Below are 21,698 nucleotides of genomic sequence, written 5' to 3' on the forward strand. Positions count from 1 at the left end.
AGCCGGCGTAGCGCCGGTGGAACGGCAAGCTCCTCAATCCCCGCCCGGCCAAGAGGTTCCGTCGCTTGCGGACCGAAGGTTCAACCGCCGGGGCAGTCGGGACAGCGATTTCCCAGCGCCAATGCAGGCCCGAACCGGAAGAACGCCGAAAGGGGCGGTCGGAAGATCGCACTACTACAACAGACTGAGCGATCTCTCGACCGCCCGTCTTCCTGATCTTTGACACAACCCGGCCCTGCGGCGCGGGATCGCAGAGGCGCGCCCCTAAGGGGCCCGCCAGCGACGAATGAAATGAGGAGCTTAAGGGTGGGACAGAGACTCCCCCCCGAGAAAAACTTATCCACCCCCTCCAGAACCCGCCGACAATGTTCCCGCAACCGAAACAAGGAACCGAAAAGGAGAAAACCATGAAGGATCCGATAAGCAAGATCTACGACCTCGAGACCCCGCGGATCGTCCCCGACGCGGTGGTGGTCGAACGCGGCCATGCGCTGCTGACCGAGGAGGCGCGCTGTGCGGCCGTCTGCGGGCGGCGCGTCTGCCGCACGGCGGGCAGCTGCCAGACCCCGCCGGACGTGCCCGGCCGCCGGTGCGACAGCCGTGTCTGGACCGACACGCTCGACGCTCTCTCGCGCAAAATGCTGTCCTTCTTCCGCGAGGTGCGCGCGCTCGAGCCGCGGCCCAACTATACCCAGGAATTCCAGCGCGAAATCGCCGAGGCGCGAAAGAAGTTCGAGACGATCCTCGACCGCGAAATCGCCCACCGGCGGGAGGAGGAGAAAAACCGCCGCGCCCGGCGGTGACTCCCTCTCTCCCCGCGTGGGGTGAGAAGCGGTCGGCGAAGCCGATCAATCGACAACGATTTGTCGATTGGAGCGACGAACGCGCGGAGCCGTAGCGGAGCGCCGGATGATTTCGATGGCTTGGCCGAGCGGCGCGAAGGCCAAACGTCAGAAATCGCAAGAGAGGGGGCGGTAGTGGGTCAACATGCGACAAGCGTTCACCCCCCTCTCCGTCTCGCTGCGCTCGACACCTCTCCCCCGCTCTGCAGGGGCGAGGAAATGCGCGATCGACCCATTGCCTCCTCGCCCCCATGGAAATGGGGGAGAGGTGGTCCGAAGGACCGGAGAGGGGGTCCTTGCCCTTCAATCGCCTTCGCTTTGCTCGGCCACCTTTTCCCGCAAGGAAGGAAAGGCCCTTACTTCCAGTGGCAGCGCGTGGTGTAGATATGGCCCCTGGAATTGCGGTACTGGCAGCGTCCGTCGGCGGTTTCGAACAGATAGGTGCCGAAGCCGCCGATCAGCGCGCCGGCCACGGCGCCGACGCCCGCTCCGCTCAGGGTCTTTTCGGTCGTCGTGCAGGCGGCCAGCGCGCCGGCCGCGACGATCATCAGGGTCAAGGAGAACATTTTCATCGCTTCACTCCCGTGCTGCGGGACTCGCGAGAAAAGGGCCGGGAACGGGCCGCGTGTCCCTGTCCGCCGAGGATACAGCCAACCGGCGCGGCTGTCCAAGCGGATGCGCGCGCGGATGCGACAACGACGCCCCTACCCGCTTTCGCCGGTCACCGTCAGGCCGAGCACGCGCCAGCTCTGCATGCCGCCGCGATAGTAGACGATGCGCTCGGCCGGGTAGCCGGCGGCGATCATGGCGCGGATCGCGGTCGGCGACTGACCGCACCACAGCCCGTTGCAGAACAGCGCGACGCGTTTCGCCTCCGCGCAGTCCCAGCCGTCGAAATCCGGCTCGCAGCCGAGCTCGTTCAGCCGGTCGCCGACTTGCGTATAGGGCAGGCTGATGGCGCCGGGGATCGAGCCGCCCTGGTACCAGTCGACCGTGCGGCTGTCGACGACCAGCGCCTCCGGGTCGCTCAGCATGTCGAGCAGTTCCAGTTCGCCGATCGTGGTGACGCCCTCGGCCGGGCTCATCGGCTGGATGCAGAAGGGCGGGCAGGCGCGCGAGGTCTTCGCGAAATCACCCGTAATCTCGTGGTCCGGGTCCTGGATGCGGCGGATCTCGACCGGCCCATCCTCGGTTTCCACGGTCACGCTCATCCGGTCGCGGTCGATCCGGACCTCGTGTTTCTCGGCGGATCCCGCGCCGGCAAGGCCGAGCAGCAGCGCCGCGGTCAGGAAAATTCGCTTCGCCATGATATCCTCCCGGTTGGCTCCGGAGATATACATAGCGAATTCTCGATGTATTGGATGGCCGGTGCCGCGGCGACGGCTGCGCCTCAGCACGCGCCCTGGCGGATCACCCGGGCGCCGCGGCCGCCCGCCACGCACTCATTGTCGTAGGTCGAGGCGCGCCCGTCGCGCACGGCGCAAACCGGTGCGTAAATCTGCGGGCAGACCCGGTCGGGCAGCGCGGTCTGCGGCGGCGGCTGCGTCGCCGGGGGCCGTGGCGTGATCGGCGACCCGCCGCATTCGCCCTGGCTCACGACGGTGAAGCCGTTGCCCCGCGCCATGCATTCATTGGAGAAGGTGCGGACTTCCGCGTCACGCCGCGCGCACACCGGCGCGTAGATCTGCGCGCAGACGACCGGCCGCTCCGGTGCCGCCGGCGGCGGACCGTCCTCGACCACGCACGCGGCCAATCCCATTGCCGCGGCCGTCAGGGCGGCCGCCCCCGTTGCAATGCCCTGCAGTTTCATGATCCGTCTCCCGCAACGGTCGTGTCCCTCGCATCCCAGCATAGCCGGGAGCGGAGTTTGCGGCCAGCCGCGCGCCTGCGCCGGACGCACGGATGTAGAAGCGCAGTAGTCCCTGTAAAACCATATCACAAAATTTTAACTTTACTTCCGCGCAACGATATCGCATCGGTTTTTTCGTTCGGGCAATTTGCGAACAAACGGAATACGGAAATACGGCGCACCGGCACGCTTGGACAACAAGCCGGACGCCGGCGAATGCCGGCGCAAGAACTGGTTCCTTTCCCGCTTCGAGAACTGCCTGCCCTGCCGTCCGCATGGTGCGGGCGGCGAAGATGCGGCAACGATGGGTGGCCGCAAGACAACGGAAAAAGGATCCGGATTCATGGCCCAGACAGGCACAGTAAAATTCTTCAACGCGGACAAGGGCTTCGGCTTTATCAAGCCGGACGATGGCGGCACGGACATCTTCGTCCACATTTCCGCCCTGCAGGCTTCCGGCCTGATGACGCTCGACGAGAACCAGAAGGTTTCCTTCGAGACCGAACCGGATCGCCGCGGCAAGGGCCCGAAAGCGGTCAACCTTCAGCTCGCCGAATAATCGGGCTCCGGCGGGATTTGGGTTCCGCCCGAACTTCCGCCGCTTTCGGGTGGCATTCTGAACGGCGCGGACCGGGAACGGTTCGCGCCGTTATGCGTTTCCCTTGCGGGAGTCCGCCACGGCTTCGCCGGCGCCGTTCAGCTTCGGTTCAGCTAGCCGCTGGCAGGATGCATCTGGAAAGCGGGGCTCCGTGCGCCCGCACCCCATCTGGAGGCGAATGTCCATGACCCGATTATTCAACACCAGGACGCTGAAGACCGTGATCGCCGCGCTCGCCGTTTCGGCCACGGCGCTGTCTCCCCTGACCGCTGCTCCGGCCTATGCCGGCGATCGTGGTCTTGATGGCGACGCGCCCGGCTGGGACGATCGTGGTGACAGTGTCCGCCATATCTATCGTAATGGCCGCTACTACCGCGATGGCCGCTACCGCCACGGCCGCCGCTATCATCGCCGTAACCGCGATGGCGACGCCGCTGCGGCGGCCCTCCTCGGCATAGCCGGTGCGGCGATCATAGCCGGCGCGCTGTCGAGCCGCCCGCAGCGCGAGATCTACGTCGCGCCGGACCCCTATCCGCCGCGGCCGCGCGGCCCCAAGGTCATCACCTATGCCGGCTCGCTCGAGCCGTGGACCGCCGGCTGGTACGAATGGTGCGACAACCGCTACCGCTCCTTCAACCCGCAGACCGGAACATATCGCGGCTATGACGGGCGCGACCATTTCTGCGTACCGAAGTGATCATTTTCCGATAGCCGTCTTTCAGGCACAGTGAAAACGGAAACCCGGACTGGCCACCGCCGTCCGGGTTTTTTGTATCTTGTCAGGTGAGGAACGGGTTGGAGCGCCGCTCCTCGCCGAACTGCCCGCCGGGTCCGTGACCGCAAATGAAGCCGATATCGTCCCCGAGCGGGAACAGCTTGTTCTTGATCGAGGAAATGAGGGCGGCGTGGTCTCCGCCCGGCAGGTCCGTGCGGCCGATCGATCCGCGAAAGAGAACATCGCCGACATGGGCGAACCCGGCCGCGCGATTATAGAACACGACATGGCCCGGCGCATGCCCCGGGCAGTGCAAAACTTCGAAATCGTGACCGGCAAACGAAACCGTTTCGCCTTCCGAAAGCCAACGGTCGGGCGTGACATTGCGCACCGCGCCCTCAAGACCGAACATGCGGGCCTGCTGTTCGAGGGCTTCGAGCAGTGGCTGGTCGTCACGGTGCGGCCCGATGATTTCCACTCCGAGTGCGTCCTTCAGATCCATCGCGCCTGCGGCATGGTCGATATGGCCGTGCGTCAGCCAGATGGCATCCACCGTGATCCCGTTTTGGTCCAGGGCGGCCTTGATCTGCTCGACATCGCCGCCCGGATCGACAACGACGCCATGCTTGCTATCCGTGTCGAACAGGATCGTGCAGTTTTGCTGAAAAGCGGTGACCGGGACGATCACAGCATTCAATGTCGCGGCCATAGAGGCTCCCCGATTTTGGCATCCAGTTCTCAAGAAGCGCGCTTATCCCCTCCCTGCGCGGATGAAGCAAGCCGGGTCGGGGAAAAGGCCCGGCCGGAACCCGTAGTCACTCTGTGCGGGCGATATATTCTGCGCCGCGTTGGCGATTACTCTGCGGCGGCCGCCCGCGCAGGCTGCACGATTGCGGCATAGTCGTTCATCAAAGTCTTCGCGATCTCGCCCACCTCAAAGCGATATGGGCCGATCTCGGAGACCGGTGTTACCTCCGCTGCCGTTCCGGTTAGGAAGCACTGCTCGAAGTCTTCCAGTTCTTCCGGCATGATTGCCCGTTCCACGATCTCGAAGCCGCGCTCGCGCGCGAGCCCGATCACGGTGCGGCGAGTAATTCCGTCAAGGAAACCTTCCGGGACCGGTGTATGGATGACCCCATCCTTGACGAAAAACACGTTCGCCCCTGTCGCTTCTGCCACCTGTCCGCGCCAGTCGAGCATGAGCGCGTCGGCATATCCCTTGGCTTCTGCCGCGTGTTTGGAAATGGTGCAGATCATGTAGAGGCCCGCGGCCTTCGATTTCGACGGCGCCGTTCTCGGATCCGGCCGGCGGTAGTCCGCCATGTCGAGCCGTATGCCCTTGAGCTTTTGCTCCGGATCGAAATAACTCGGCCACTGCCAGATGGCGATCGCGAGATTGATGCGGTTCTTCTGCGCCGAAACGCCCATCATTTCGGAACCCCGCCACGCGATCGGTCGAACATAGGCGTCCTGAAATCCCTGCTTGTGCAACAGCTGAATGCAAGCATTGTCGATCTCATCGACGGTGTAGGGAATCTCGAAACCGAGTATCCGCGCCGACTCGTGCAGGCGCTCGGTATGCTCGGTGAGCTTGAATATTTGGCCGCCATAGGCGCGCTCGCCTTCGAACACCGCACTCGCATAATGCAGGCCATGTGTGAGGACGTGGATCTTGGCCTCCGCCCACGGCACCATCTCTCCGTTCATCCATATGTGGCCATCGAGCTGGTCGAAAGGAACTGCAGCCATGGGAAACTCCGTCTGCCCCGCCGGGATGATTGTGATTGTTGTACAACACCCATCCTACGCTCACCAACGCAAGAACCGCGAACAAAATCTGGTTCGGTCATTGCAAATGCTGCGCGTACGAAGGGCTGACTTGAAAGAAATTACCGAATGGTGCAAAATATGTCAATATAGCTGACATAAAATCCCGATATCTTCCGGATATGCCAACCAGCCGAAAACCTATGAGCAACCGCGACCCCAGCCTTCCCGCCTCCGATCTTATCGAACTTCTATTCTTTGCCTACCGTGATTTCATATCGGACCCTGATACGATTCTGGAACAGATCGGCTTCGGCCGGGCCCATCACAGGGTTCTTCATTTCGTCGACCGGAAGCCCGGACTGACCGTGGCTGGTTTGCTCGACCTCTTGAAGATCACCAAACAGAGCCTCGCCCGGGTCCTCAAGCAACTGGTGGACGCCGGCTACATCGAACAAAGACCGGGGCCCGAAGATCGCCGCCAGCGCGAGCTCTATCTGACTCCGAAGGGCCACGACCTGATCGGCAAGCTGCGTGAGCCACAGTCTCGCCGCATAATGGCGGCATTGGACCAGTCAGGCTGTGGGGAGGAGGAGGTTGCGCGGTTTCTCTATGCAATGATTACCGCCAGCGCCAAACAGCAAATCGGGCTCCTGAACAACGGCCGAATCCCGGACGATGCCAGGGCGGAACGGTGATCGGACGGGACGGTATGAGCGAAGTCAAGACCGCAACTCTCAGCGATGACGCCCCCCATATTCTCGTTGTCGATGATGACACCCGGATCCGGACCCTCCTGAGCGAATACCTGGGTCAGCAGGGTTATCGCGTCACCAGCGCGGCGACGGCCGAGGAGGCGCGGCGCAAGATCGAAGGGCTCGAGTTCGACCTTTTGATCCTCGATGTCATGATGCCCGGCGAGAACGGTGTTTCCCTGGCGCGGGGGCTCCGCGAAGAGGAGCGCGATGTACCGATTCTCATGCTCACTGCCCGGTCTGAAACCGATCACCGCGTCGAGGGCCTTGAAGCCGGTGCCGACGACTACCTTCCCAAGCCGTTCGATCCGCGCGAACTGCTGTTGCGCGTGGCAAATATTGTCAGGCGCGGAGCGCCGGCCACCCAGTTGAAGATCGAGCAGGTCGTTTTCGGCCCCTTCACCTTCGTCATCACCAAGCGCGAACTCAAGCGAAATGGCGAACTCATCCACCTGACCGACCGGGAGCAGGAGATCATGGTGCGCTTTGCCGAAAAGGCTGGCGAAACCATCCCGCGCCACGAGATGTTTACCGAAAGCACGGATATCGGGGAACGGACCATCGATGTCCAGATCAACAGGCTACGCCGCAAGCTAGAGGCTGATCCGGCTAACCCGCGTTATCTTCAAACCGTCCGGGGAATAGGCTACCGTCTCTCGGTGGAATAGCGGCCGGACGCTGATGGCGGACCGGTTTCGGGCGGCAGAGTGACAGCATGGCAACGGCAGATCTCGGCGAAAGCCGGGCCCACAGAACCCGCAGGCGCACTTTCTGGCTGCGTACGCGCAGATTGTTGCGCAACTCCAACGTGTTTCTGCGTCGGTCGTTCGCCTCCATCACGCACTCGATGCCGCGAGGCCTCTATGCGCGCTCGCTGATCATCATCATTGCCCCCATGGTTCTGCTGCAATCAGTGATCGCCTTCGTCTTCATGGAACGGCATTGGCAGACTGTCACGCAACGCCTCTCTACGGCTGTCACACGTGACATTGCCGCGATCATCGATGTCATCGAGACCTATCCGCAGGATTCCGACTTTGCGGAAGTCACGCGAATGGCGCGCGAGCGGCTGGCGCTGAACGTGGCCATCCTCCCGCCCGATCCGCTGCCGACACCGGCCCCCAAGCCCTTCTTTTCGATTCTGGACAGAATTCTGAGCGAGGAAATCACGCGCCAGATCGGCCGACCATTCTGGATCGACACCGTCGGAAACTCCAATCTGGTGGAAATCCGTATTCAACTCGAGGACAAGGTGTTGCGCGTCATCGCAAGACGGTCCCAGGCCTACGCGTCCAACACCCACATATTCCTGCTCTGGATGGTTGGAACCTCGCTTGTTCTTCTCTTCATCGCGATCCTTTTCCTACGCAACCAGATTCGCCCGATTCAAAAGCTCGCCGAGGCAGCCGAGAGTTTTGGTAAGGGCAGGCCGCTGCCGTCGGACTTTCGCCCGCGCGGCGCGATCGAAGTCCGTCGTGCCGGCTTGGCGTTCATCCAGATGCGCGAGCGCATCGAAAAACAGATAGAACAGCGCACCACCATGCTGAGTGGCGTCAGTCACGACCTGCGTACCATCTTGACGCGCTTCAAACTCCAGCTCGCCCTGTCCAGGGACAAGTCTCTCACCGATGCGTTGGAAAAGGACATCGGTGACATGCAGTCCATGCTGGAGGGCTACCTCTCCTTCGCCAAGGGCGACGTCAAGGAGGAAACGGGCGAACTCGACCTCAACACGGTCCTTCACGAGATCGCCGCCGATGGCCGCCTCTCGGGCAAGAAGATCAAGACGAGCTTGATCGGCCGGCCCGATATCGTTGTCAGGCCGAGCGCTTTTCGCCGGCTCGTGACCAACCTGTCGTCCAATGCGTTTCGCTATGCAGACCGGGTCGAGATTGTGGCGCGTAACGCAAAGGGCTGGTTGACATTGACGATTGACGACGACGGTCCAGGGATCCCGAAAAACCGCCGCGAGGACGTGTTCAAGCCATTCTACCGGTTGGACGAGGCGCGCAATCTCAACGATTCCGGCACTGGGCTTGGCCTGTCGATTGCCCGCGACGTCGCGCGCAGCCATGGCGGCGATATCGTTCTTGATGAGAGCCCGATCGGAGGTTTACGGGCGGAACTGCGCCTGCCCGTGTGACCGAATTTGTTCAGAGGAGCCTACTGCCGTCCGGTACCCGTTTGTCGACGCAGGCCAGAACGATTGCGCCCTCCTCGTCGGTAAATCCGAGCGTCAGGACTTCGGAGCGCATCGGCCCGATCTGCCGTGGCGGGAAGTTGACGACGGCCATCACCTGCCTCCCGACCAGCTCGTCGGGAGTGTAGTGAAAGGTGATCTGCGCCGACGATTTCTTGACTCCGATCTCGGGACCGAAATCGATCTTCATTTTGATCGCAGGCTTGCGAGCCTCGGGAAACGGCTCGGCCTCGACGATCGTGCCGGTGCGAATGTCGACGCGCAAAAAATCGTCGAACGCAATCTCCGGCGTCGGTTGGTGGAGGCCGTCGGCCATCGTTCAGGCTTCGCCCACCGTGTCGAACATCGTTGCGTCCAGTGCCTCGCGCGCGGTAACCCCGGACCACAAGACGAACTGAAAGGCTTGGTAGTAGGCTTCGCACGTCTCGATGGCACTCGACAGCATCACTTCGACCTGCGCTTCCGTTGGCTCAACTCCCCCGGCCAAAAGCAGGGAATGCCGGAACATGACGGCGCCCTCCTGCTCCCACAGGTCGAAATGCCCCATGAGAAGCTGTTCGTTGATGAGCGAAAGCAGGCGCATCAGCTCGACGTACCGGTTGTCGTGGACCTTCACGTCGAACCCGCAGGCGAAATGAAGCGACTCGAAATCCTCCATCCAGGCATACGAGATGTGGTAGTTCGTCCAATGTCCCTCCACGGCGACCGCGATCTCGTCGTCGCCGGTGCGCTCGAAGTTCCAGTCATTCACGTGGGCGACTTGCTCGATTACATCGACCGGATGTGCGGCTCGATAAAAATCAAGTTCAACAAGGCTCATTGCCATTCCTATTTCGTTCCCCTCGCCGGCAAAGGCGGTGTTTTCGCTAACCGCCTTCCTGCGGCTGACACTGTTACGATGAGGGCGAACAAGTGCTGCAGCGGACCTACGCGGCTGCGCTAACTTTCATTCGCAAATTCGAATCACTCAATAATTTCAGTCTATTGATCCGGGCGGGATCGAAAAGCCCCCTCCCGAGAAAAGAATGTGAATGAAATTTGCGAGGGTCCTGCCGCACGGCGCTAGGCTAGCGGTAAGCGACTCTCAACGCTCAACTTTTTCGGATTGGCCGAGCGGTAAAAAGGATGTGAATTTTCTGTGAAGCAGAGGGAGCGAACGCTGTCAGCCGGCCTTCGCCGAAAGTTTTTTCTCGACTTCCTCTAGCCGCGCCTTCAGCGCCTCGTTCTCCTCGCGCGCCTTGACGGCCATGTCATGCACCGCGTCGAACTCCTCGCGCTTGACGAGGTCCATCCCCTGTAGAAACTTCTCCGCCTGCGCCTGAAATGCCGTCTCAACTTCCCGGCGCATGCCCTGCGCCGTGCCCGCCATGTCGGTCATCAAGCGTGCGAAATCGTCCAGAAACTTGTTTGGTCCAGTTGTCATTTCGGCTACTCCCGTGTTGAACGGATAGGTATTGTCCGGGCCCGCCCATTGCAAGGCAACCGAGTTTGGGCCGCGCCTATACCACCCCGAAATTTCCGGCATGCCGGACATTCAGCGATTGCAGGTCCATGTTCCCATTCACGCTCCCCCAACTCGCCATCGCGTTTCCGGACATCGATCCGGTGATCGTCCAGCTCGGTCCCGTCGCCATACGCTGGTACAGCATGGCATATATTGTCGGCATCGTTCTCGGCTGGCTCTACGCCAAGCGCCTCGCCGGCAACGCTCGCCTCTGGGGTGGCCGGCCTTCCGCAATCTCGGCCGTCGATCTGGACGATTTCCTCGTCTGGGCGACCATCGGCATCGTGCTCGGCGGCCGGCTCGGCTTCGTGCTGTTTTACGATCTGCCTCTTTATCTCCAGAACCCGGCCGAGATCCTCGCGATCTGGCGCGGCGGAATGTCGTTCCATGGCGGACTGATCGGCACGACCGTCGCGATGGCCGTGTTTGCCTGGCGGCGCGGCATTCCGGTCTGGCCTCTGATTGACATTGTTGCCGCGGTCGCGCCGATAGGCCTGTTTTTCGGCCGGATCGCCAACTTCATCAATTCGGAATTGTGGGGCCGTCCGACGGACGTTCCGTGGGCTGTCGTCTTCCCCAATGGCGGCGACATCCCACGTCATCCGAGCCAGCTTTATGAGGCCGCACTCGAGGGTGTGGTTCTGTTCCTCGTATTGAGGCTTTGCACCCATCGCTTGCTCAAACTGAGGAGACCGCGCTTCGTGACCGGCGTTTTCATCGCCGGATATGGACTTGCGCGCACCTTCGTCGAGTTCTTCCGTCAGCCCGATCCGCAACTCGGCTATCTGTTCGGAGGATGGCTGACGATGGGGATGACCCTGTCGATCCCGATGATCGTGCTGGGGGTCGTTCTCGCCGCCACGGCGGGAAAGATCCGCGAGGAAAGCCTGACCGAAGCGGAATGACAAACCCGCTGGCAGGCAGGATCAGGCGGCTGATCGAGACCCTGGGGCCCATATCGGTCTCCGATTACATGGCGATGTGCCTCTTCGATCCCGCCGAGGGCTACTACACGACGCGCGAGCCATTCGGCACGGGCGGCGATTTCACGACGGCTCCCGAGATCAGCCAAATGTTCGGCGAAATCGTTGGAGCCTGGCTCGTCCACGCTTGGCAGACATCTGGCAAACCCTCGCCTTTCGCCCTGGCGGAGATTGGTCCCGGGCGCGGCACGCTGATGCGCGATATCCTCCGCACCGCGAAACTCGCCCCGGAGTTTCTCGCGACCGCGAGGGTAGTGCTCGTCGAGGCAAGTCCCCGCCTGCGCGAAATTCAGCGGCAAACCTTGTCAGGCGTGGCGGGAGATTGCGCATGGATAGACACCATGAAGGATCTCCCCCCCCTGCCGCTTTTCCTCGTCGCAAACGAGCTCTTCGACGCAATTCCGCTGCGGCAATTCGAAAAGGCGCCACAAGGATGGTTCGAGCGCAAGATTGCCGTAGACGCGGCCGGAGAGTTCACCTTCACGCTGAAAACCCCGCTACTCGATCCATCGTTTCTCCCGCCGGGCGCGGCCTCGCAGCCGGCTGGAGCCATTTTCGAATACGCCCCCGCCCGCGAAGCGATGGCGGGCGATATCGCTGCGCATTTGGCTACGCATGACGGTGTTGCCCTGATAATCGATTATGGTCATGCCGAGCCCGGTTTCGGCGATACGCTGCAGGCGGTGGAAAATCACCGCTATGTCTCGGTGCTCGAAAATCCCGGCCGGTCCGATCTCACGAGCCATGTCGATTTCGCGTCGCTTGCAAGAGCCGCCCAAGCGCATGACGCCTCGGCGCTCCCTGTTATCACCCAGGGTGAATTCCTTCTGTCGCTGGGGCTCGCCGAGCGCGCCGGAACTCTTGGTGCGGGCAAGGCCATGGAACGGCGCCAAGCCATCCGTGAGGCTGCCGAGCGCCTCGCGGGCGGCGCGGAAAACCAGATGGGCAGCCTCTTCAAGGTGCTCTGCCTGACAGGAGTCCCGCGAACTCTTCCGCCGTTCGCATAACGAAATCAGGCCGGTTGACATGGCCATGACGCTGCAACAGGGTGCGCCACCGGGAGCGAGCATCGGATGAACATCGAAAACCTGGCGCCCCTGCGGCCGATCAGTTCGGAGATGCTGACAGGCATTGAGGGCGTTGCCCATGGGTTCTTTACCCGCAACGGGGGCGTGTCGTCCGGCATCTATTCCGGTCTGAATGTCGGCTATGGTTCGTCGGATGATCGCGACAGCGTTGCCGAGAACCGCGCGCGGGTCGCCGCCCACTTGGGATTTCCGGGCGTGACATTGTCGACCCCCCACCAGGTGCACTCCGCCGACGTGGTCGCTATCGGCGAGCCGATCGACACGACCAACCGGCCAAAGGTCGATGCGGTCGTGACCGCGACGCCGGGTCTGATCGTAGGCGTATTGACCGCCGATTGCGGGCCGGTCCTTTTCGCCGACGAGGAGGGAGCCGTCATCGCCGCAGCGCACGCCGGCTGGAAAGGGGCATTGAACGGCATTCTCGAAAACACCATCGAGACGATGATAGCAGTTGGTGCGCGCCGCTCCTCGATTTGCGCGGTGCTAGGGCCTTCAATAAGTGGCGAGAATTATGAGGTTGGCCCGGAATTTCGTGATCGTTTCCTCGAGGCAGAGTCGCAGAACGAGAAGTATTTCCTTTCTTCCGGGACGCCCGGCCACTTCATGTTCGATTTGCCTGGCTACATTCTCGCGCGCTTGTCGGCGGCAGGGATCGAAAAATCTCATGCCGCGCACTGCACCTATCGGGAAGAGACCAGGTTCTTTTCGTATCGCCGGGCGACCCATCGCGGCGAGCCGGATTACGGCCGGCAGATTTCCGCAATTGTTCTGACGCGTTGAGTTCCAGCCTTCTCTCGGGAGACTTTTGATGGCTTTGCATTTTGACGAGCAAGAATTCGACGACCGAAAGGCGCGTCTGCTGGCGGAAATGGAGGCCGCCAAACTGGATGCGATGCTCCTTTTTGCGCAGGAGAGCATGTACTGGCTGACCGGCTATGACACGTTCGGATTCTGCTTTTTCCAGTGCATGGTGGTCGAGAGGAATGGCGAGGTCACGCTTCTCACACGTTCCGCCGATCTACGGCAGGCGCGCCACACGTCGAATGTCGAAACCATTGTCATCTGGGAGGATCGCGCCAATGCGAATCCGGCGCGCGAACTAAAGGACCTGCTGTCCGATCGTGATCTCCTGGGAACCCGCATCGGTGTCGAATACGATACGCAGGGGCTGACAGCGGCGAGCGGAAGACTCCTTGACGAAGAGCTCAGCACGTTCGCCAGCTTGAAGGATGCCTCCCGAATCATTCCGCTTCTGCGCAGCGTCAAGTCGGAAGCCGAGATCAAGTACGTTCGGAAGGCCGCCACCCTCGCAGACGAGGCGCTAACGGTGGCGTTGCCAATGATAAAGCAGGGAACCGACGAAGGCCGGATATTGGCCGCGATGCAGGGGGCTATATTCGAAGGCGGCGGGGATTATGCCGGAAACGAGTTCATCATCGGATCGGGTGAGGATGCTCTTCTGTGCCGATACAAGTCAGGCCGGCGAAAGCTGACCAAAACCGATCAGATCACTCTCGAATGGGCCGGCGTCTACCGCCACTACCACGTGGCAATGATGCGCACGGCGCTGACCGGCAAACCGAGTGCGCGCCATCTGGAACTGTACGAGGCCGCAAAGGCTGCCCTTCTGGCCTGCGAAGAGGCGATGATTCCCGGTAACACTTTTGGTGATGTGTTTACAGCCCATGCGCAGGCTATGGCGGATGCGGACCTTACCCGGCATCGTCTGAACGCATGCGGATATTCGCTGGGCGCTCACTTCACGCCGTGCTGGATGGACAGGCCGATGTTTTATGCCGGCAATCCCGAGCGGATTCAGCCGAACATGACGCTTTTTGCGCACATGATCCTCATGGATTCAGAAAGCGGAACTGCGATGACGCTGGGCCAGACCTACTTGACCACGAATGAAAAGGCGGTGGGACTTTCCCGGCACAAGCTTGATTTGATAATTGGTTGAGGTGCATTCTTGTCATCTGCAGGGCGGGCTGGGGACGGCATTCGAAACATGGAAAGTCTGACACGCAAAGCGGCGCGGATCGCGTGTCTTGCATCGGGGGTCCTGGCTGTTACCTCGTGCACCGGCACCGAGAGCGATCTCGGAATAAAGCGGGACCTGAACGACGGCTCCTCTGCCGCTTTCCCTAATATTACGGAAGCCGCTCCGTTGGCACAGCCGGCAACGGGTCTCGCGGCGAACGACGTTGCCGTGCAGGTCGGCAAAGTATATTTCGCGCCGATCGTCGGTGCGCCCGTCGACAAGGTTTCGGCGTTATCGGCGAGGCTCGGGCCGGCCGGAAGCGCGAACGGCGTGAAACTGGTCGCCTCGACCGATCCCGACCGTACGCACGAGATAAAGGGCTATTTCTCGGCCTTCACGGAGGGCGATTCGACGACGGTCGTTCACGTCTGGGACGTAATTTCGCCGAGCGGCCAGCGGATCCACCGGATTCAGGGACAGGAAGTCGTCTCCGGCAAGGCCGCGGAGCCTTGGGCCTCGGTTCCCGACACGACGATGCAGGCGATTGCAGACAAGGTCATCACCGAATACGCCGCGTGGCGGAGAAGCGACGCCTGACCCAAGCGGCCCCTGTCATTTTTAACGTGTGAAGATGCGCATTCGCCTTGCAATGCGTCTCAAGGGTTGCAATAGGACCGGCATCTTTCAAGGGGCACGCACCGGCAGGGCGCAATGAAACTGTTTGCTGGCAATTCAAACCGCCAACTCGCTGAATCCGTTGCAAAGTATCTAGGCGTAAGTGTCGGTCGCGCGAGCGTCCGCCGTTTCGCCGACGAAGAGATCTTCGTGGAAATCCAGGAAAACGTGCGCGGCGAGGATGTCTTCATCCTCCAGTCCACCGCTTATCCGGCAAACGATCACTTGATGGAACTTCTCATCATGATCGATGCGTTCCGCCGTTCTTCGGCGCGCCGCATCACGGCGGTCCTTCCCTATTTCGGATATGCCCGGCAGGATCGGCGCATGTCCGGCCGCACGCCTATCTCGGCGAAGCTGGTCGCCAACCTGATTACCGAGGCCGGAGCGGACCGTGTCCTGACACTCGATCTTCACGCCGGACAGATCCAAGGGTTCTTCGATATCCCGACGGACAACCTCTATGCGGTTCCGATCATGGCGCGTGACATTCGCGCCAATCATCGGGATTTGTCGAGCGTCATGGTCGTCTCCCCGGATGTTGGCGGCGTGGTGCGTGCGCGATCGCTCGCGAAGCGTCTCGATGACTCACTGTTGGCCATTGTCGACAAGCGCCGGGAGCGCCCGGGCGAGTCCGAGGTCATGAACGTCATCGGCGACATCTCCGGAAAAGCCTGTTTTCTCATCGACGACATCATCGATTCCGGTGGGACACTGTGCAACGCGGCCGAAGCATTGCTGGCGCAGGGCGCAAAGAGCGTTACGGCCTACATTACGCACGGCGTCCTGTCGGGCGGCGCGGTCAACCGCATCATGGGCTCCAAGCTGACGGAACTCGTGATCACCGATTCCATTCAGCCGACCGCCGCGGTTGAATCGGCGCCCAACATCCGCGTCCTGTCGATCACCGACCTGATCGGCGAAGCTATTGCCCGCACGTCGCACGAACAGTCGGTTTCCAGCCTGTTCGACTGATCCTCAGACGAGCGCTGGCAGCAATCCGGCCGCTGCCGCAACGATCAGCACCACGATCATGTTAAGCCTGAAACCTATCAGCGCGATTCCCGCGCATATTGCGATCGCTGCGGCAAACGGATCGATCGCGCTCCATTCCGGATCGGGCAGAACCAGCGCCCCAAGGCGCACCTCGCCGTACGCACCGAACAGCACATGCAGGGCGAACCACAGGGCGAGATTGGCGATCACGCCGACGACCGCCGCCGTGATCGTCTGCAGGCCGGCCGACAGCCAGCGCACGTTGCGAAGCGCCTCGACATAGGGCGCCCCGGCGAATATCCACAGGAAGCAGGGAACGAAGGTAAAGAACGCGGCTATCAGGCCGCCCGCGAGACCTCCGGACAACGGGTCCCAGCCCTCGACCCGCGAACCGCCCAGAAAGCCGACGAAGACCAGCACCAGCACGAGTGGCCCGAGCGTCGTCTCCGCCAGTCCCAGCCCGGCAAGCATTTCTTCCGGGCGCAGCCAGCCGTAGAGTTCGACCGCCTGCTGGCCGACATAGCTGAGGACGGCGTAGGCGCCCCCGAACGTCACGACGGCTGTCTTCGAGAAAAACAGCGCCGCGTCGGCGAAAACATGCCCGGGACCGAAACCGACGATAAAAAACGCCAGCGGCGCCAGCCAGATCGTCAGCCAGACGGCAACTGTCATGAGCGTCGCGGCATGAGAGCCGGAGCGTCTCTTCCGCAATGGTTCGCTCGTCGCATTCATGGGGTCGAAGCCGAGCCATTGCGGCGCAATGCGCGCCGTCAGCCCGCCGAAGACCCCTGCGCCGATGACAATCAGCGGAAACGGCGCGTTCAGGAACGCGATGGCTGCGAAGGCGGTGATCGCCACTGCCAGCATGAAAGGCGATTTCAGCGCCTTCCGCGCGACCTCCACCAGCGCCGCCGCGACCACGGCAAGCACTGCCGCCTTCAGACCATAGAGAAGCCCGGCGACCGCCGGCAACTCGCCATACAGAACGTATATGGCCGAAAGCACCAACATCATTGCGAGTCCGGGCAGGATGAACAGGAGCCCCGCGATCAACCCGCCGCGAACCCCGTGCATCAGCCAGCCCGAATAGGTCGCCAGTTGCATTGCTTCCGGCCCGGGAAGCAGCATGCAGAAGTTGAGTGCGTGAAGAAACCGCGTTTCCGACAGCCAGCGCTTTTCCTCGACGAGGATGCGATGCATGACCGCGATCTGCGCCGCCGGCCCGCCAAACGACAGCATCCCGATCCTCAAAAAGGTCTTGAACACCTCGCCGATCGGCTCGACGTCGGGCGGGACCGGTTCGCTTTCGGTCGCAAGATCCGCCATTTCGGTTTCACTCTTCCTTTGCGGCAGCTGCCAATCATGATTTTCGTCGAAGGCATCACGCGCCCCGCGATAGAACGCGTCAATCGCGTTCGGGACAAGCGTCGAATTCGCCGGTCAGGTCAAGGTTGCGTGCAACGCCTGCGTAGGCTATAGGCTCGCGCACCCGCCCAGACACCCTTGGAGGCTGTGCGGGCAAGGCCGGACGACCGGCCTTGGTTTTTCCGGAAACGGTCGAACACTCCATATATCTGTGTCCTCGAAAGGAACCGCCATGAGCGAAAGTTACGTGCTCAAGGCCGAGGCGCGCGAACGGGTCGGTAAGGGGTCCGCCCGGGCAATTCGGCGCAACGGCAATATTCCAGCTGTCATCTATGGTGACAACAAGCCCCCGCTTTCCATCACGCTTCCGTCGAAAGAAGTCACGCTGAAGATTCACGGCGGCGGATTTCTCACCACGGTCGGCGAGATCGAACTTGACGGCAAGAAGCATCGCGTTCTGCCGAAATCCTACGATCTGGATCCGGTGAAGGACTTCGTCATCCACGTCGACTTCCTCCGCATTTCGGCAAAGACTTCCGTGACCGTGAACATTCCGGTCCACTTCATCAACGAAGAGCAGAGCCCCGGCATCCGCAAGGGTGGCGTGCTGAACGTCGTTCGTCACGAGGTCGAGGTCCATTGCCCGGCGGATGCCATTCCGGAATATTTCACGGTGGATCTCGACGGATCGGAGCTCGGCGACGCGCTCAAGATTTCGTCGGTCGAACTTCCCGAAAAGGTCGTTCCCACGATCACCGATCGTGACTTCACCATCGCGACCATCGCTTCTCCTGCCGGCCTCAAGAGCGAGGACGAGGAGGAGGAAGCAGCGGCTGCGGATGAAGTCGAGGTCATCGGCGAGGCAGGTGACGAAGGCGAAGCCGAGGGCGGCGACACCGAAGAAAAGAGCGGCGAATAACCCGCACTCTTTGGCGTACCGGAGACGGATAGACGATGCTTGTGATCGCAGGCCTTGGAAATCCCGGCGCTCAATATGCCAATCACCGGCACAATATCGGTTTCATGGCGGCGGACGCGATCGTTCGCCGCCATTCCTCGTTCGGTCCCTGGCATAAGAAATTCAGCGCCGAGGTAAGCGAAGGACGGCTCGAAGGCGAGAAGGTGCTCGTCATCAAACCGCAAACCTTCATGAACCGGTCGGGACAGGCCATCGGCGAGGCGTTGCGTTTCTACAAGCTTGAAACGGACGCGCTTGTTGTCATGTACGACGAACTTGATCTTGCGCCCGGCAAGGTTCGCATCAAGACGGGCGGTGGCACCGGCGGGCACAACGGAATCCGCTCCATCGATGCCCATTGCGGCAGGGACTACAAACGCGTCCGCCTCGGCATCGGGCATCCCGGTTCGAAGGAACGGGTGACCGGGCACGTCCTCGGCGACTTCGCAAAAGCCGACCATGAATGGCTCGGTCCGTTGCTCGACGCAATCGGCCACAACGCAGAGATGATCGTGAAGGGCGATGATTCCGGCTTCATGAACAAGCTTGCGCTCGCCGTGGGCGACAAAACGACTGCGAAATCCGGAAAGAAACAGCCGGCAGAGACCGCGCCGGCCAAACAACAGAGCCATATCCGGCAGGCGCGCTCCGGTCCCCAGCAGCCGGCGCCTTCGGGTCCCATGGCCGATCTCTTGAAGAAACTGCTGGGCAAGGGGGACTGACCTCATGGGTTTCAAATGCGGAATTGTCGGTTTGCCGAATGTCGGCAAGTCGACACTCTTCAACGCGCTGACGAAAACCGCCGCCGCGCAGGCCGCGAATTACCCTTTCTGCACGATCGAGCCGAACACCGGCGAAGTCGCGGTCCCCGACGAACGGATTTCCCGGATCGCCGCAATCGCCAAATCGAAGGAAGTGATTCCGACCCGCATCAATTTCGTCGATATCGCCGGACTCGTTCGCGGGGCGTCGAAGGGCGAGGGCCTCGGCAACCAGTTCCTTGCCAACATCCGTGAGGTCGACGCGATCGTCCACGTGCTGCGATGTTTCGAGGATGACGACGTGACTCATGTCGAGGGACGCATCGACCCGGTCTCCGACGCCGATACCGTCGAGACGGAACTCATGCTGGCAGATCTGGAAAGTCTGGAGCGCCGCATTGTGCAGATCCGAAAACGCGCCACCGGCAAGGACAAGGAAGCGCTCACGATCCTTCCGATGATGGAGCAGGCACTGGCGCTGCTGCAGGATTCGAAGCCGGTCCGCCTGCTTCTCGATGGCATCGCCGCCGAGGACCTCGCCATCCTGAAGGGCCTGAATCTCCTGACGTCCAAACCTGTCCTCTATGTTTGCAACGTATCCGAGGACGACGCCGCCACCGGCAACGCACATTCCGAGGCGGTCGAAAAAATGGCGGCGCAGCAGGGTGCGAGGACGGTCGTGATTTCCGCCGCCATCGAGTCGGAAATCGCTCAACTCGACGATGTCGAAGCCAAGGACTATCTCGATGCTATGGGGCTGGAAGAGCCGGGTTTGGACCGTCTCATTCGTGAGGGTTACGGGCTCTTGAACCTGATAACCTTCTTCACGGCCGGCCCCAAGGAATCGCGGGCATGGACCGTTCGCCGGGGCTCCAAGGCCCCGCAAGCGGCAGGTGTGATCCATACCGACTTCGAGAAGGGCTTTATTCGCGCGCAGACGATCGCCTATGGCGATTACGTTTCACTCGGCGGAGAAACCGCCGCGAAGGAAGCAGGCAAGGCCCGCGACGAGGGCAAGGAATATGTCGTTCAGGACGGCGACGTCATGCTGTTCAAGTTCAACGTTTGAGCGCACGCCGCGTTTTGGCTTTCTCCCGACGGCGCACGGGACAGGGACGCAAGGTGCCTATCCGCCCTCGAATTCCACCAATGTGCGGACCGGCACACCCAGCGCCTCGATTCGCTTGCGGCCGCCGAGGTCGGGCAAGTCGATGACAAAGCACGCCGCGATAACCTCCGCCCCCATCTGCTGAAGAAGCTTGACGGCCCCCTCCGCCGTGCCGCCCGTTGCGATCAGATCGTCCACCAGGATGATGCGCTCGCCTGTCTTGACAGCGTCCTTATGCATCTCCATCTCGTCGACGCCGTATTCGAGGCTGTAGGCGATACGGACGGTTTCGTGCGGCAACTTTCCCTTCTTGCGGATCGGCACGAAGCCCGCCGAAAGCTGATGCGACATGGCGCCCCCGAGGATGAACCCCCGCGCCTCGACCCCGGCGATCTTGTCGATCTTCGTACCCGCATACGGGTGGACCAGTTCATCGACCGAACGGCGGAACGCGCGCGCATCGCCGAGCATGGTGGTAATGTCGCGAAATACGACCCCCGGCTTCGGATAGTCTGGAATGGACCTGATTGCCGCTTCGAGATTCTCACGCAATGTCATACTTGTTTTCCAGTCCGTGCAGGGTTCGTGCGCGGATCATGTCCGCAACGTGGGCAAAAGAAAAGGGCGCCGGAGCGCCCTTGAGCTTCCCGTAAGCTCGGGATCAGTGCTCAACGCGGGACCAGACCTGGCGCTTGGCCACATAGAGAAATGCCGCGAACAGGATGAGGAAGATCATCACGCGGAAACCCATCTCCTTGCGCTCCCCCAAATGCGGTTCCGCTGCCCACATCAGGAAGGCAGAGACATCGCGCGCCTGCTGATCGAGGGTAGCCGGGGTGCCGTCGTCATATTCCACGCTTTCGTCATAGAGCGGCTGCGCCATCGCCAGCGCCGGACCGGCTATGAAATACGGATTGTAGTGAAGACCTTCCAATATCTCGATATTGGCCGGTGGCTCTTCCCCGTAGCCCATCAGCAGGGAATAAATATAGTCCGGACCACCTTCTGCATATTGCGTGAAAATGTCGAACACGAACTTCGGGAAGCCTCTTTCCACGGCGCGAGCCTTCGCGATCAGAGAAAAATCCGGAGGCAATGCGCCATTATTGGCAAGTTTCGCCTCCTCGTCGTTCGAATATGGGCCCGGAAAGGTATCGGTCGGCAGCGCCGGGCGTGTAAACATCTCGCCCTCGGAATTGGGACCGTCTTCAACTTCGTACGCCGCCGCAAACGACTTGACCTGCTCGTCGGTGTATCCGAGTTCCCCGAGCGCCCGGAACGGCACGCGCTTCAGAGAATGGCATGCGGCGCACACTTCGGTGTACACCTTCAGACCGCGCTGCAGTTGCCCTTTGTCATAGGTCCCGAACGGCCCTGCGAACGACCAGGACTGCTCGCGCGGCTTCTTGATCGGGTAGTGCGGCGTTTCCGCGTCTTCCGCGGCGGACGCGCCGGATACCGCAACAGCGATTGCCAACCCCGCGGCGCCGATGGTGGCCAGAATGTTTTTCATCATCATCGTCTCGTATGTTTGGGCGAAACGCCTCGTGTCC

General features: G+C 61.5%; 26 protein-coding genes. 15 read left to right on the forward strand and 11 right to left on the reverse strand.

What is annotated here, in order from left to right; translation table 11 throughout:
• Positions 1-407: 407 nt before the first annotated feature.
• Complete coding sequence (locus LC298_RS11505; protein ID WP_131567298.1) at positions 408-803, forward strand: hypothetical protein; 396 nt, start codon at positions 408-410, stop codon at positions 801-803.
• Positions 804-1,198: 395 nt separating this feature from the next.
• Here LC298_RS11505 and LC298_RS11510 read toward each other — a convergent pair whose 3' ends face one another.
• From LC298_RS11510 to LC298_RS11520, 3 genes are all read right to left on the reverse strand, one after another.
• Positions 1,199-1,414, reverse strand: coding sequence for a YMGG-like glycine zipper-containing protein (locus LC298_RS11510; protein WP_223385637.1), 216 nt, complete (start codon positions 1,412-1,414; stop codon positions 1,199-1,201).
• Between the two features lie 132 nt (positions 1,415-1,546).
• On the reverse strand, positions 1,547-2,149 hold the full coding sequence (locus LC298_RS11515) for a rhodanese-like domain-containing protein (protein WP_131567299.1): 603 nt from the start codon (positions 2,147-2,149) through the stop codon (positions 1,547-1,549).
• A gap of 83 nt (positions 2,150-2,232) precedes the next feature.
• Complete coding sequence (locus LC298_RS11520; protein WP_131567300.1) at positions 2,233-2,652, reverse strand: Kazal-type serine protease inhibitor family protein; 420 nt, start codon at positions 2,650-2,652, stop codon at positions 2,233-2,235.
• A 382-nt stretch (positions 2,653-3,034) separates the two neighbouring features.
• Between LC298_RS11520 and LC298_RS11525 the strand changes: the two genes are divergently transcribed.
• On the forward strand, positions 3,035-3,250 hold the full coding sequence (locus LC298_RS11525; RefSeq protein ID WP_131567670.1) for a cold-shock protein: 216 nt from the start codon (positions 3,035-3,037) through the stop codon (positions 3,248-3,250).
• Positions 3,251-3,473: 223 nt separating this feature from the next.
• On the forward strand, positions 3,474-3,986 hold the full coding sequence (locus LC298_RS11530) for a BA14K family protein (protein ID WP_131567301.1): 513 nt from the start codon (positions 3,474-3,476) through the stop codon (positions 3,984-3,986).
• Between the two features lie 82 nt (positions 3,987-4,068).
• On the opposite strand, the gene LC298_RS11535 is transcribed toward LC298_RS11530, so the two are convergent.
• Positions 4,069-4,713, reverse strand: coding sequence for an MBL fold metallo-hydrolase (locus tag LC298_RS11535; protein ID WP_131567302.1), 645 nt, complete (start codon positions 4,711-4,713; stop codon positions 4,069-4,071).
• A 146-nt stretch (positions 4,714-4,859) separates the two neighbouring features.
• Positions 4,860-5,753, reverse strand: coding sequence for a branched-chain amino acid aminotransferase (locus LC298_RS11540; RefSeq protein WP_131567304.1), 894 nt, complete (start codon positions 5,751-5,753; stop codon positions 4,860-4,862).
• A gap of 221 nt (positions 5,754-5,974) precedes the next feature.
• On the opposite strand from LC298_RS11540, the gene LC298_RS11545 reads away from it, so the two are divergent.
• The 3 genes from LC298_RS11545 to LC298_RS11555 all read left to right on the forward strand — a co-directional run bounded on the left by LC298_RS11545 (position 5,975) and on the right by LC298_RS11555 (position 8,669).
• Entirely contained in the window at positions 5,975-6,469 is a 495-nt protein-coding gene (locus LC298_RS11545) for a MarR family winged helix-turn-helix transcriptional regulator (protein ID WP_131567306.1), read from the forward strand.
• A 14-nt stretch (positions 6,470-6,483) separates the two neighbouring features.
• A complete protein-coding gene (locus LC298_RS11550; RefSeq protein ID WP_131567308.1) occupies positions 6,484-7,194 on the forward strand; it encodes a response regulator in 711 nt (236 codons plus the stop codon).
• A 179-nt stretch (positions 7,195-7,373) separates the two neighbouring features.
• A complete protein-coding gene (locus LC298_RS11555) occupies positions 7,374-8,669 on the forward strand; it encodes an ATP-binding protein (protein ID WP_223385646.1) in 1,296 nt (431 codons plus the stop codon).
• Positions 8,670-8,679: 10 nt separating this feature from the next.
• On the opposite strand, the gene LC298_RS11560 is transcribed toward LC298_RS11555, so the two are convergent.
• The 3 genes from LC298_RS11560 to LC298_RS11570 all read right to left on the reverse strand — a co-directional run bounded on the left by LC298_RS11560 (position 8,680) and on the right by LC298_RS11570 (position 10,149).
• Positions 8,680-9,042, reverse strand: coding sequence for a tRNA-binding protein (locus LC298_RS11560; protein WP_131567311.1), 363 nt, complete (start codon positions 9,040-9,042; stop codon positions 8,680-8,682).
• A gap of 3 nt (positions 9,043-9,045) precedes the next feature.
• Positions 9,046-9,546 carry a type III secretion system chaperone family protein gene (locus tag LC298_RS11565; protein ID WP_131567672.1) on the reverse strand — a complete coding sequence of 167 codons (501 nt, stop codon included), beginning with the start codon at positions 9,544-9,546 and terminating at the stop codon, positions 9,046-9,048.
• A 342-nt stretch (positions 9,547-9,888) separates the two neighbouring features.
• Positions 9,889-10,149, reverse strand: coding sequence for an accessory factor UbiK family protein (locus LC298_RS11570; RefSeq protein ID WP_131567313.1), 261 nt, complete (start codon positions 10,147-10,149; stop codon positions 9,889-9,891).
• A gap of 128 nt (positions 10,150-10,277) precedes the next feature.
• Here LC298_RS11570 and lgt point away from each other — a divergent pair, with 128 nt between their 5' ends.
• The 6 genes from lgt to LC298_RS11600 all read left to right on the forward strand — a co-directional run bounded on the left by lgt (position 10,278) and on the right by LC298_RS11600 (position 15,932).
• Positions 10,278-11,135 (forward strand): prolipoprotein diacylglyceryl transferase, encoded by an 858-nt coding sequence (lgt, locus tag LC298_RS11575; protein WP_131567315.1) that lies wholly within the window; start codon positions 10,278-10,280, stop codon positions 11,133-11,135.
• The gene (locus tag LC298_RS11580; RefSeq protein ID WP_131567317.1) at positions 11,132-12,220 is read left to right on the forward strand and encodes a class I SAM-dependent methyltransferase; all 1,089 of its coding nucleotides are present in this window, start codon (positions 11,132-11,134) and stop codon (positions 12,218-12,220) included. Before lgt ends, LC298_RS11580 begins: the two co-directional genes overlap by 4 nt.
• Positions 12,221-12,292: 72 nt before the next feature.
• On the forward strand, positions 12,293-13,081 hold the full coding sequence (gene pgeF / locus LC298_RS11585) for a peptidoglycan editing factor PgeF (protein ID WP_428977540.1): 789 nt from the start codon (positions 12,293-12,295) through the stop codon (positions 13,079-13,081).
• A gap of 28 nt (positions 13,082-13,109) precedes the next feature.
• Positions 13,110-14,261 carry a M24 family metallopeptidase gene (locus tag LC298_RS11590; protein WP_131567320.1) on the forward strand — a complete coding sequence of 384 codons (1,152 nt, stop codon included), beginning with the start codon at positions 13,110-13,112 and terminating at the stop codon, positions 14,259-14,261.
• 48 nt (positions 14,262-14,309) lie between these two features.
• Positions 14,310-14,879 (forward strand): hypothetical protein, encoded by a 570-nt coding sequence (locus tag LC298_RS11595; RefSeq protein ID WP_158284728.1) that lies wholly within the window; start codon positions 14,310-14,312, stop codon positions 14,877-14,879.
• Positions 14,880-14,993: 114 nt separating this feature from the next.
• Positions 14,994-15,932 carry a ribose-phosphate pyrophosphokinase gene (locus tag LC298_RS11600; protein WP_131567321.1) on the forward strand — a complete coding sequence of 313 codons (939 nt, stop codon included), beginning with the start codon at positions 14,994-14,996 and terminating at the stop codon, positions 15,930-15,932.
• Positions 15,933-15,935: 3 nt separating this feature from the next.
• Here the strand turns inward: LC298_RS11600 and chrA are convergent, their stop codons facing one another.
• Positions 15,936-17,279, reverse strand: coding sequence for a chromate efflux transporter (gene chrA, locus LC298_RS11605; protein WP_131567323.1), 1,344 nt, complete (start codon positions 17,277-17,279; stop codon positions 15,936-15,938).
• 271 nt (positions 17,280-17,550) lie between these two features.
• Here chrA and LC298_RS11610 point away from each other — a divergent pair, with 271 nt between their 5' ends.
• Genes LC298_RS11610 through ychF form a run of 3 tightly spaced genes read left to right on the forward strand, consistent with a single transcriptional unit; the run spans position 17,551 to position 20,106 of the window.
• Positions 17,551-18,237, forward strand: coding sequence for a 50S ribosomal protein L25/general stress protein Ctc (locus LC298_RS11610; RefSeq protein ID WP_131567325.1), 687 nt, complete (start codon positions 17,551-17,553; stop codon positions 18,235-18,237).
• A gap of 35 nt (positions 18,238-18,272) precedes the next feature.
• Complete coding sequence (gene pth, locus LC298_RS11615) at positions 18,273-18,998, forward strand: aminoacyl-tRNA hydrolase (protein WP_131567327.1); 726 nt, start codon at positions 18,273-18,275, stop codon at positions 18,996-18,998.
• A gap of 4 nt (positions 18,999-19,002) precedes the next feature.
• Positions 19,003-20,106, forward strand: coding sequence for a redox-regulated ATPase YchF (ychF, locus tag LC298_RS11620; RefSeq protein ID WP_131567328.1), 1,104 nt, complete (start codon positions 19,003-19,005; stop codon positions 20,104-20,106).
• Between the two features lie 57 nt (positions 20,107-20,163).
• Here ychF and LC298_RS11625 read toward each other — a convergent pair whose 3' ends face one another.
• Entirely contained in the window at positions 20,164-20,703 is a 540-nt protein-coding gene (locus LC298_RS11625; protein ID WP_131567330.1) for an adenine phosphoribosyltransferase, read from the reverse strand.
• A gap of 103 nt (positions 20,704-20,806) precedes the next feature.
• Positions 20,807-21,658 carry a cytochrome c1 gene (locus LC298_RS11630; protein ID WP_131567332.1) on the reverse strand — a complete coding sequence of 284 codons (852 nt, stop codon included), beginning with the start codon at positions 21,656-21,658 and terminating at the stop codon, positions 20,807-20,809.
• Positions 21,659-21,698 lie beyond the last annotated feature (40 nt).

The organism is Oricola cellulosilytica, from assembly GCF_019966575.1.
GTDB lineage: Bacteria > Pseudomonadota > Alphaproteobacteria > Rhizobiales > Rhizobiaceae > Oricola > Oricola cellulosilytica.

Bases quoted from the DNA above. Each gene is read 5' to 3' on its own strand.
- LC298_RS11505 (WP_131567298.1), top strand. From the start codon at position 408: ATGAAGGATCCGATAAGCAAGATCTACGACCTCGAGACCCCGCGGATC.
- LC298_RS11510 (WP_223385637.1), bottom strand. From the start codon at position 1,414: ATGAAAATGTTCTCCTTGACCCTGATGATCGTCGCGGCCGGCGCGCTG.
- LC298_RS11515 (WP_131567299.1), bottom strand. From the start codon at position 2,149: ATGGCGAAGCGAATTTTCCTGACCGCGGCGCTGCTGCTCGGCCTTGCC.
- LC298_RS11520 (WP_131567300.1), bottom strand. From the start codon at position 2,652: ATGAAACTGCAGGGCATTGCAACGGGGGCGGCCGCCCTGACGGCCGCG.
- LC298_RS11525 (WP_131567670.1), top strand. From the start codon at position 3,035: ATGGCCCAGACAGGCACAGTAAAATTCTTCAACGCGGACAAGGGCTTC.
- LC298_RS11530 (WP_131567301.1), top strand. From the start codon at position 3,474: ATGACCCGATTATTCAACACCAGGACGCTGAAGACCGTGATCGCCGCG.
- LC298_RS11535 (WP_131567302.1), bottom strand. From the start codon at position 4,713: ATGGCCGCGACATTGAATGCTGTGATCGTCCCGGTCACCGCTTTTCAG.
- LC298_RS11540 (WP_131567304.1), bottom strand. From the start codon at position 5,753: ATGGCTGCAGTTCCTTTCGACCAGCTCGATGGCCACATATGGATGAAC.
- LC298_RS11545 (WP_131567306.1), top strand. From the start codon at position 5,975: ATGAGCAACCGCGACCCCAGCCTTCCCGCCTCCGATCTTATCGAACTT.
- LC298_RS11550 (WP_131567308.1), top strand. From the start codon at position 6,484: ATGAGCGAAGTCAAGACCGCAACTCTCAGCGATGACGCCCCCCATATT.
- LC298_RS11555 (WP_223385646.1), top strand. From the start codon at position 7,374: ATGCCGCGAGGCCTCTATGCGCGCTCGCTGATCATCATCATTGCCCCC.
- LC298_RS11560 (WP_131567311.1), bottom strand. From the start codon at position 9,042: ATGGCCGACGGCCTCCACCAACCGACGCCGGAGATTGCGTTCGACGAT.
- LC298_RS11565 (WP_131567672.1), bottom strand. From the start codon at position 9,546: ATGAGCCTTGTTGAACTTGATTTTTATCGAGCCGCACATCCGGTCGAT.
- LC298_RS11570 (WP_131567313.1), bottom strand. From the start codon at position 10,149: ATGACAACTGGACCAAACAAGTTTCTGGACGATTTCGCACGCTTGATG.
- lgt (WP_131567315.1), top strand. From the start codon at position 10,278: ATGTTCCCATTCACGCTCCCCCAACTCGCCATCGCGTTTCCGGACATC.
- LC298_RS11580 (WP_131567317.1), top strand. From the start codon at position 11,132: ATGACAAACCCGCTGGCAGGCAGGATCAGGCGGCTGATCGAGACCCTG.
- LC298_RS11590 (WP_131567320.1), top strand. From the start codon at position 13,110: ATGGCTTTGCATTTTGACGAGCAAGAATTCGACGACCGAAAGGCGCGT.
- LC298_RS11595 (WP_158284728.1), top strand. From the start codon at position 14,310: ATGGAAAGTCTGACACGCAAAGCGGCGCGGATCGCGTGTCTTGCATCG.
- LC298_RS11600 (WP_131567321.1), top strand. From the start codon at position 14,994: ATGAAACTGTTTGCTGGCAATTCAAACCGCCAACTCGCTGAATCCGTT.
- chrA (WP_131567323.1), bottom strand. From the start codon at position 17,279: ATGGCGGATCTTGCGACCGAAAGCGAACCGGTCCCGCCCGACGTCGAG.
- LC298_RS11610 (WP_131567325.1), top strand. From the start codon at position 17,551: ATGAGCGAAAGTTACGTGCTCAAGGCCGAGGCGCGCGAACGGGTCGGT.
- pth (WP_131567327.1), top strand. From the start codon at position 18,273: ATGCTTGTGATCGCAGGCCTTGGAAATCCCGGCGCTCAATATGCCAAT.
- ychF (WP_131567328.1), top strand. From the start codon at position 19,003: ATGGGTTTCAAATGCGGAATTGTCGGTTTGCCGAATGTCGGCAAGTCG.
- LC298_RS11625 (WP_131567330.1), bottom strand. From the start codon at position 20,703: ATGACATTGCGTGAGAATCTCGAAGCGGCAATCAGGTCCATTCCAGAC.
- LC298_RS11630 (WP_131567332.1), bottom strand. From the start codon at position 21,658: ATGAAAAACATTCTGGCCACCATCGGCGCCGCGGGGTTGGCAATCGCT.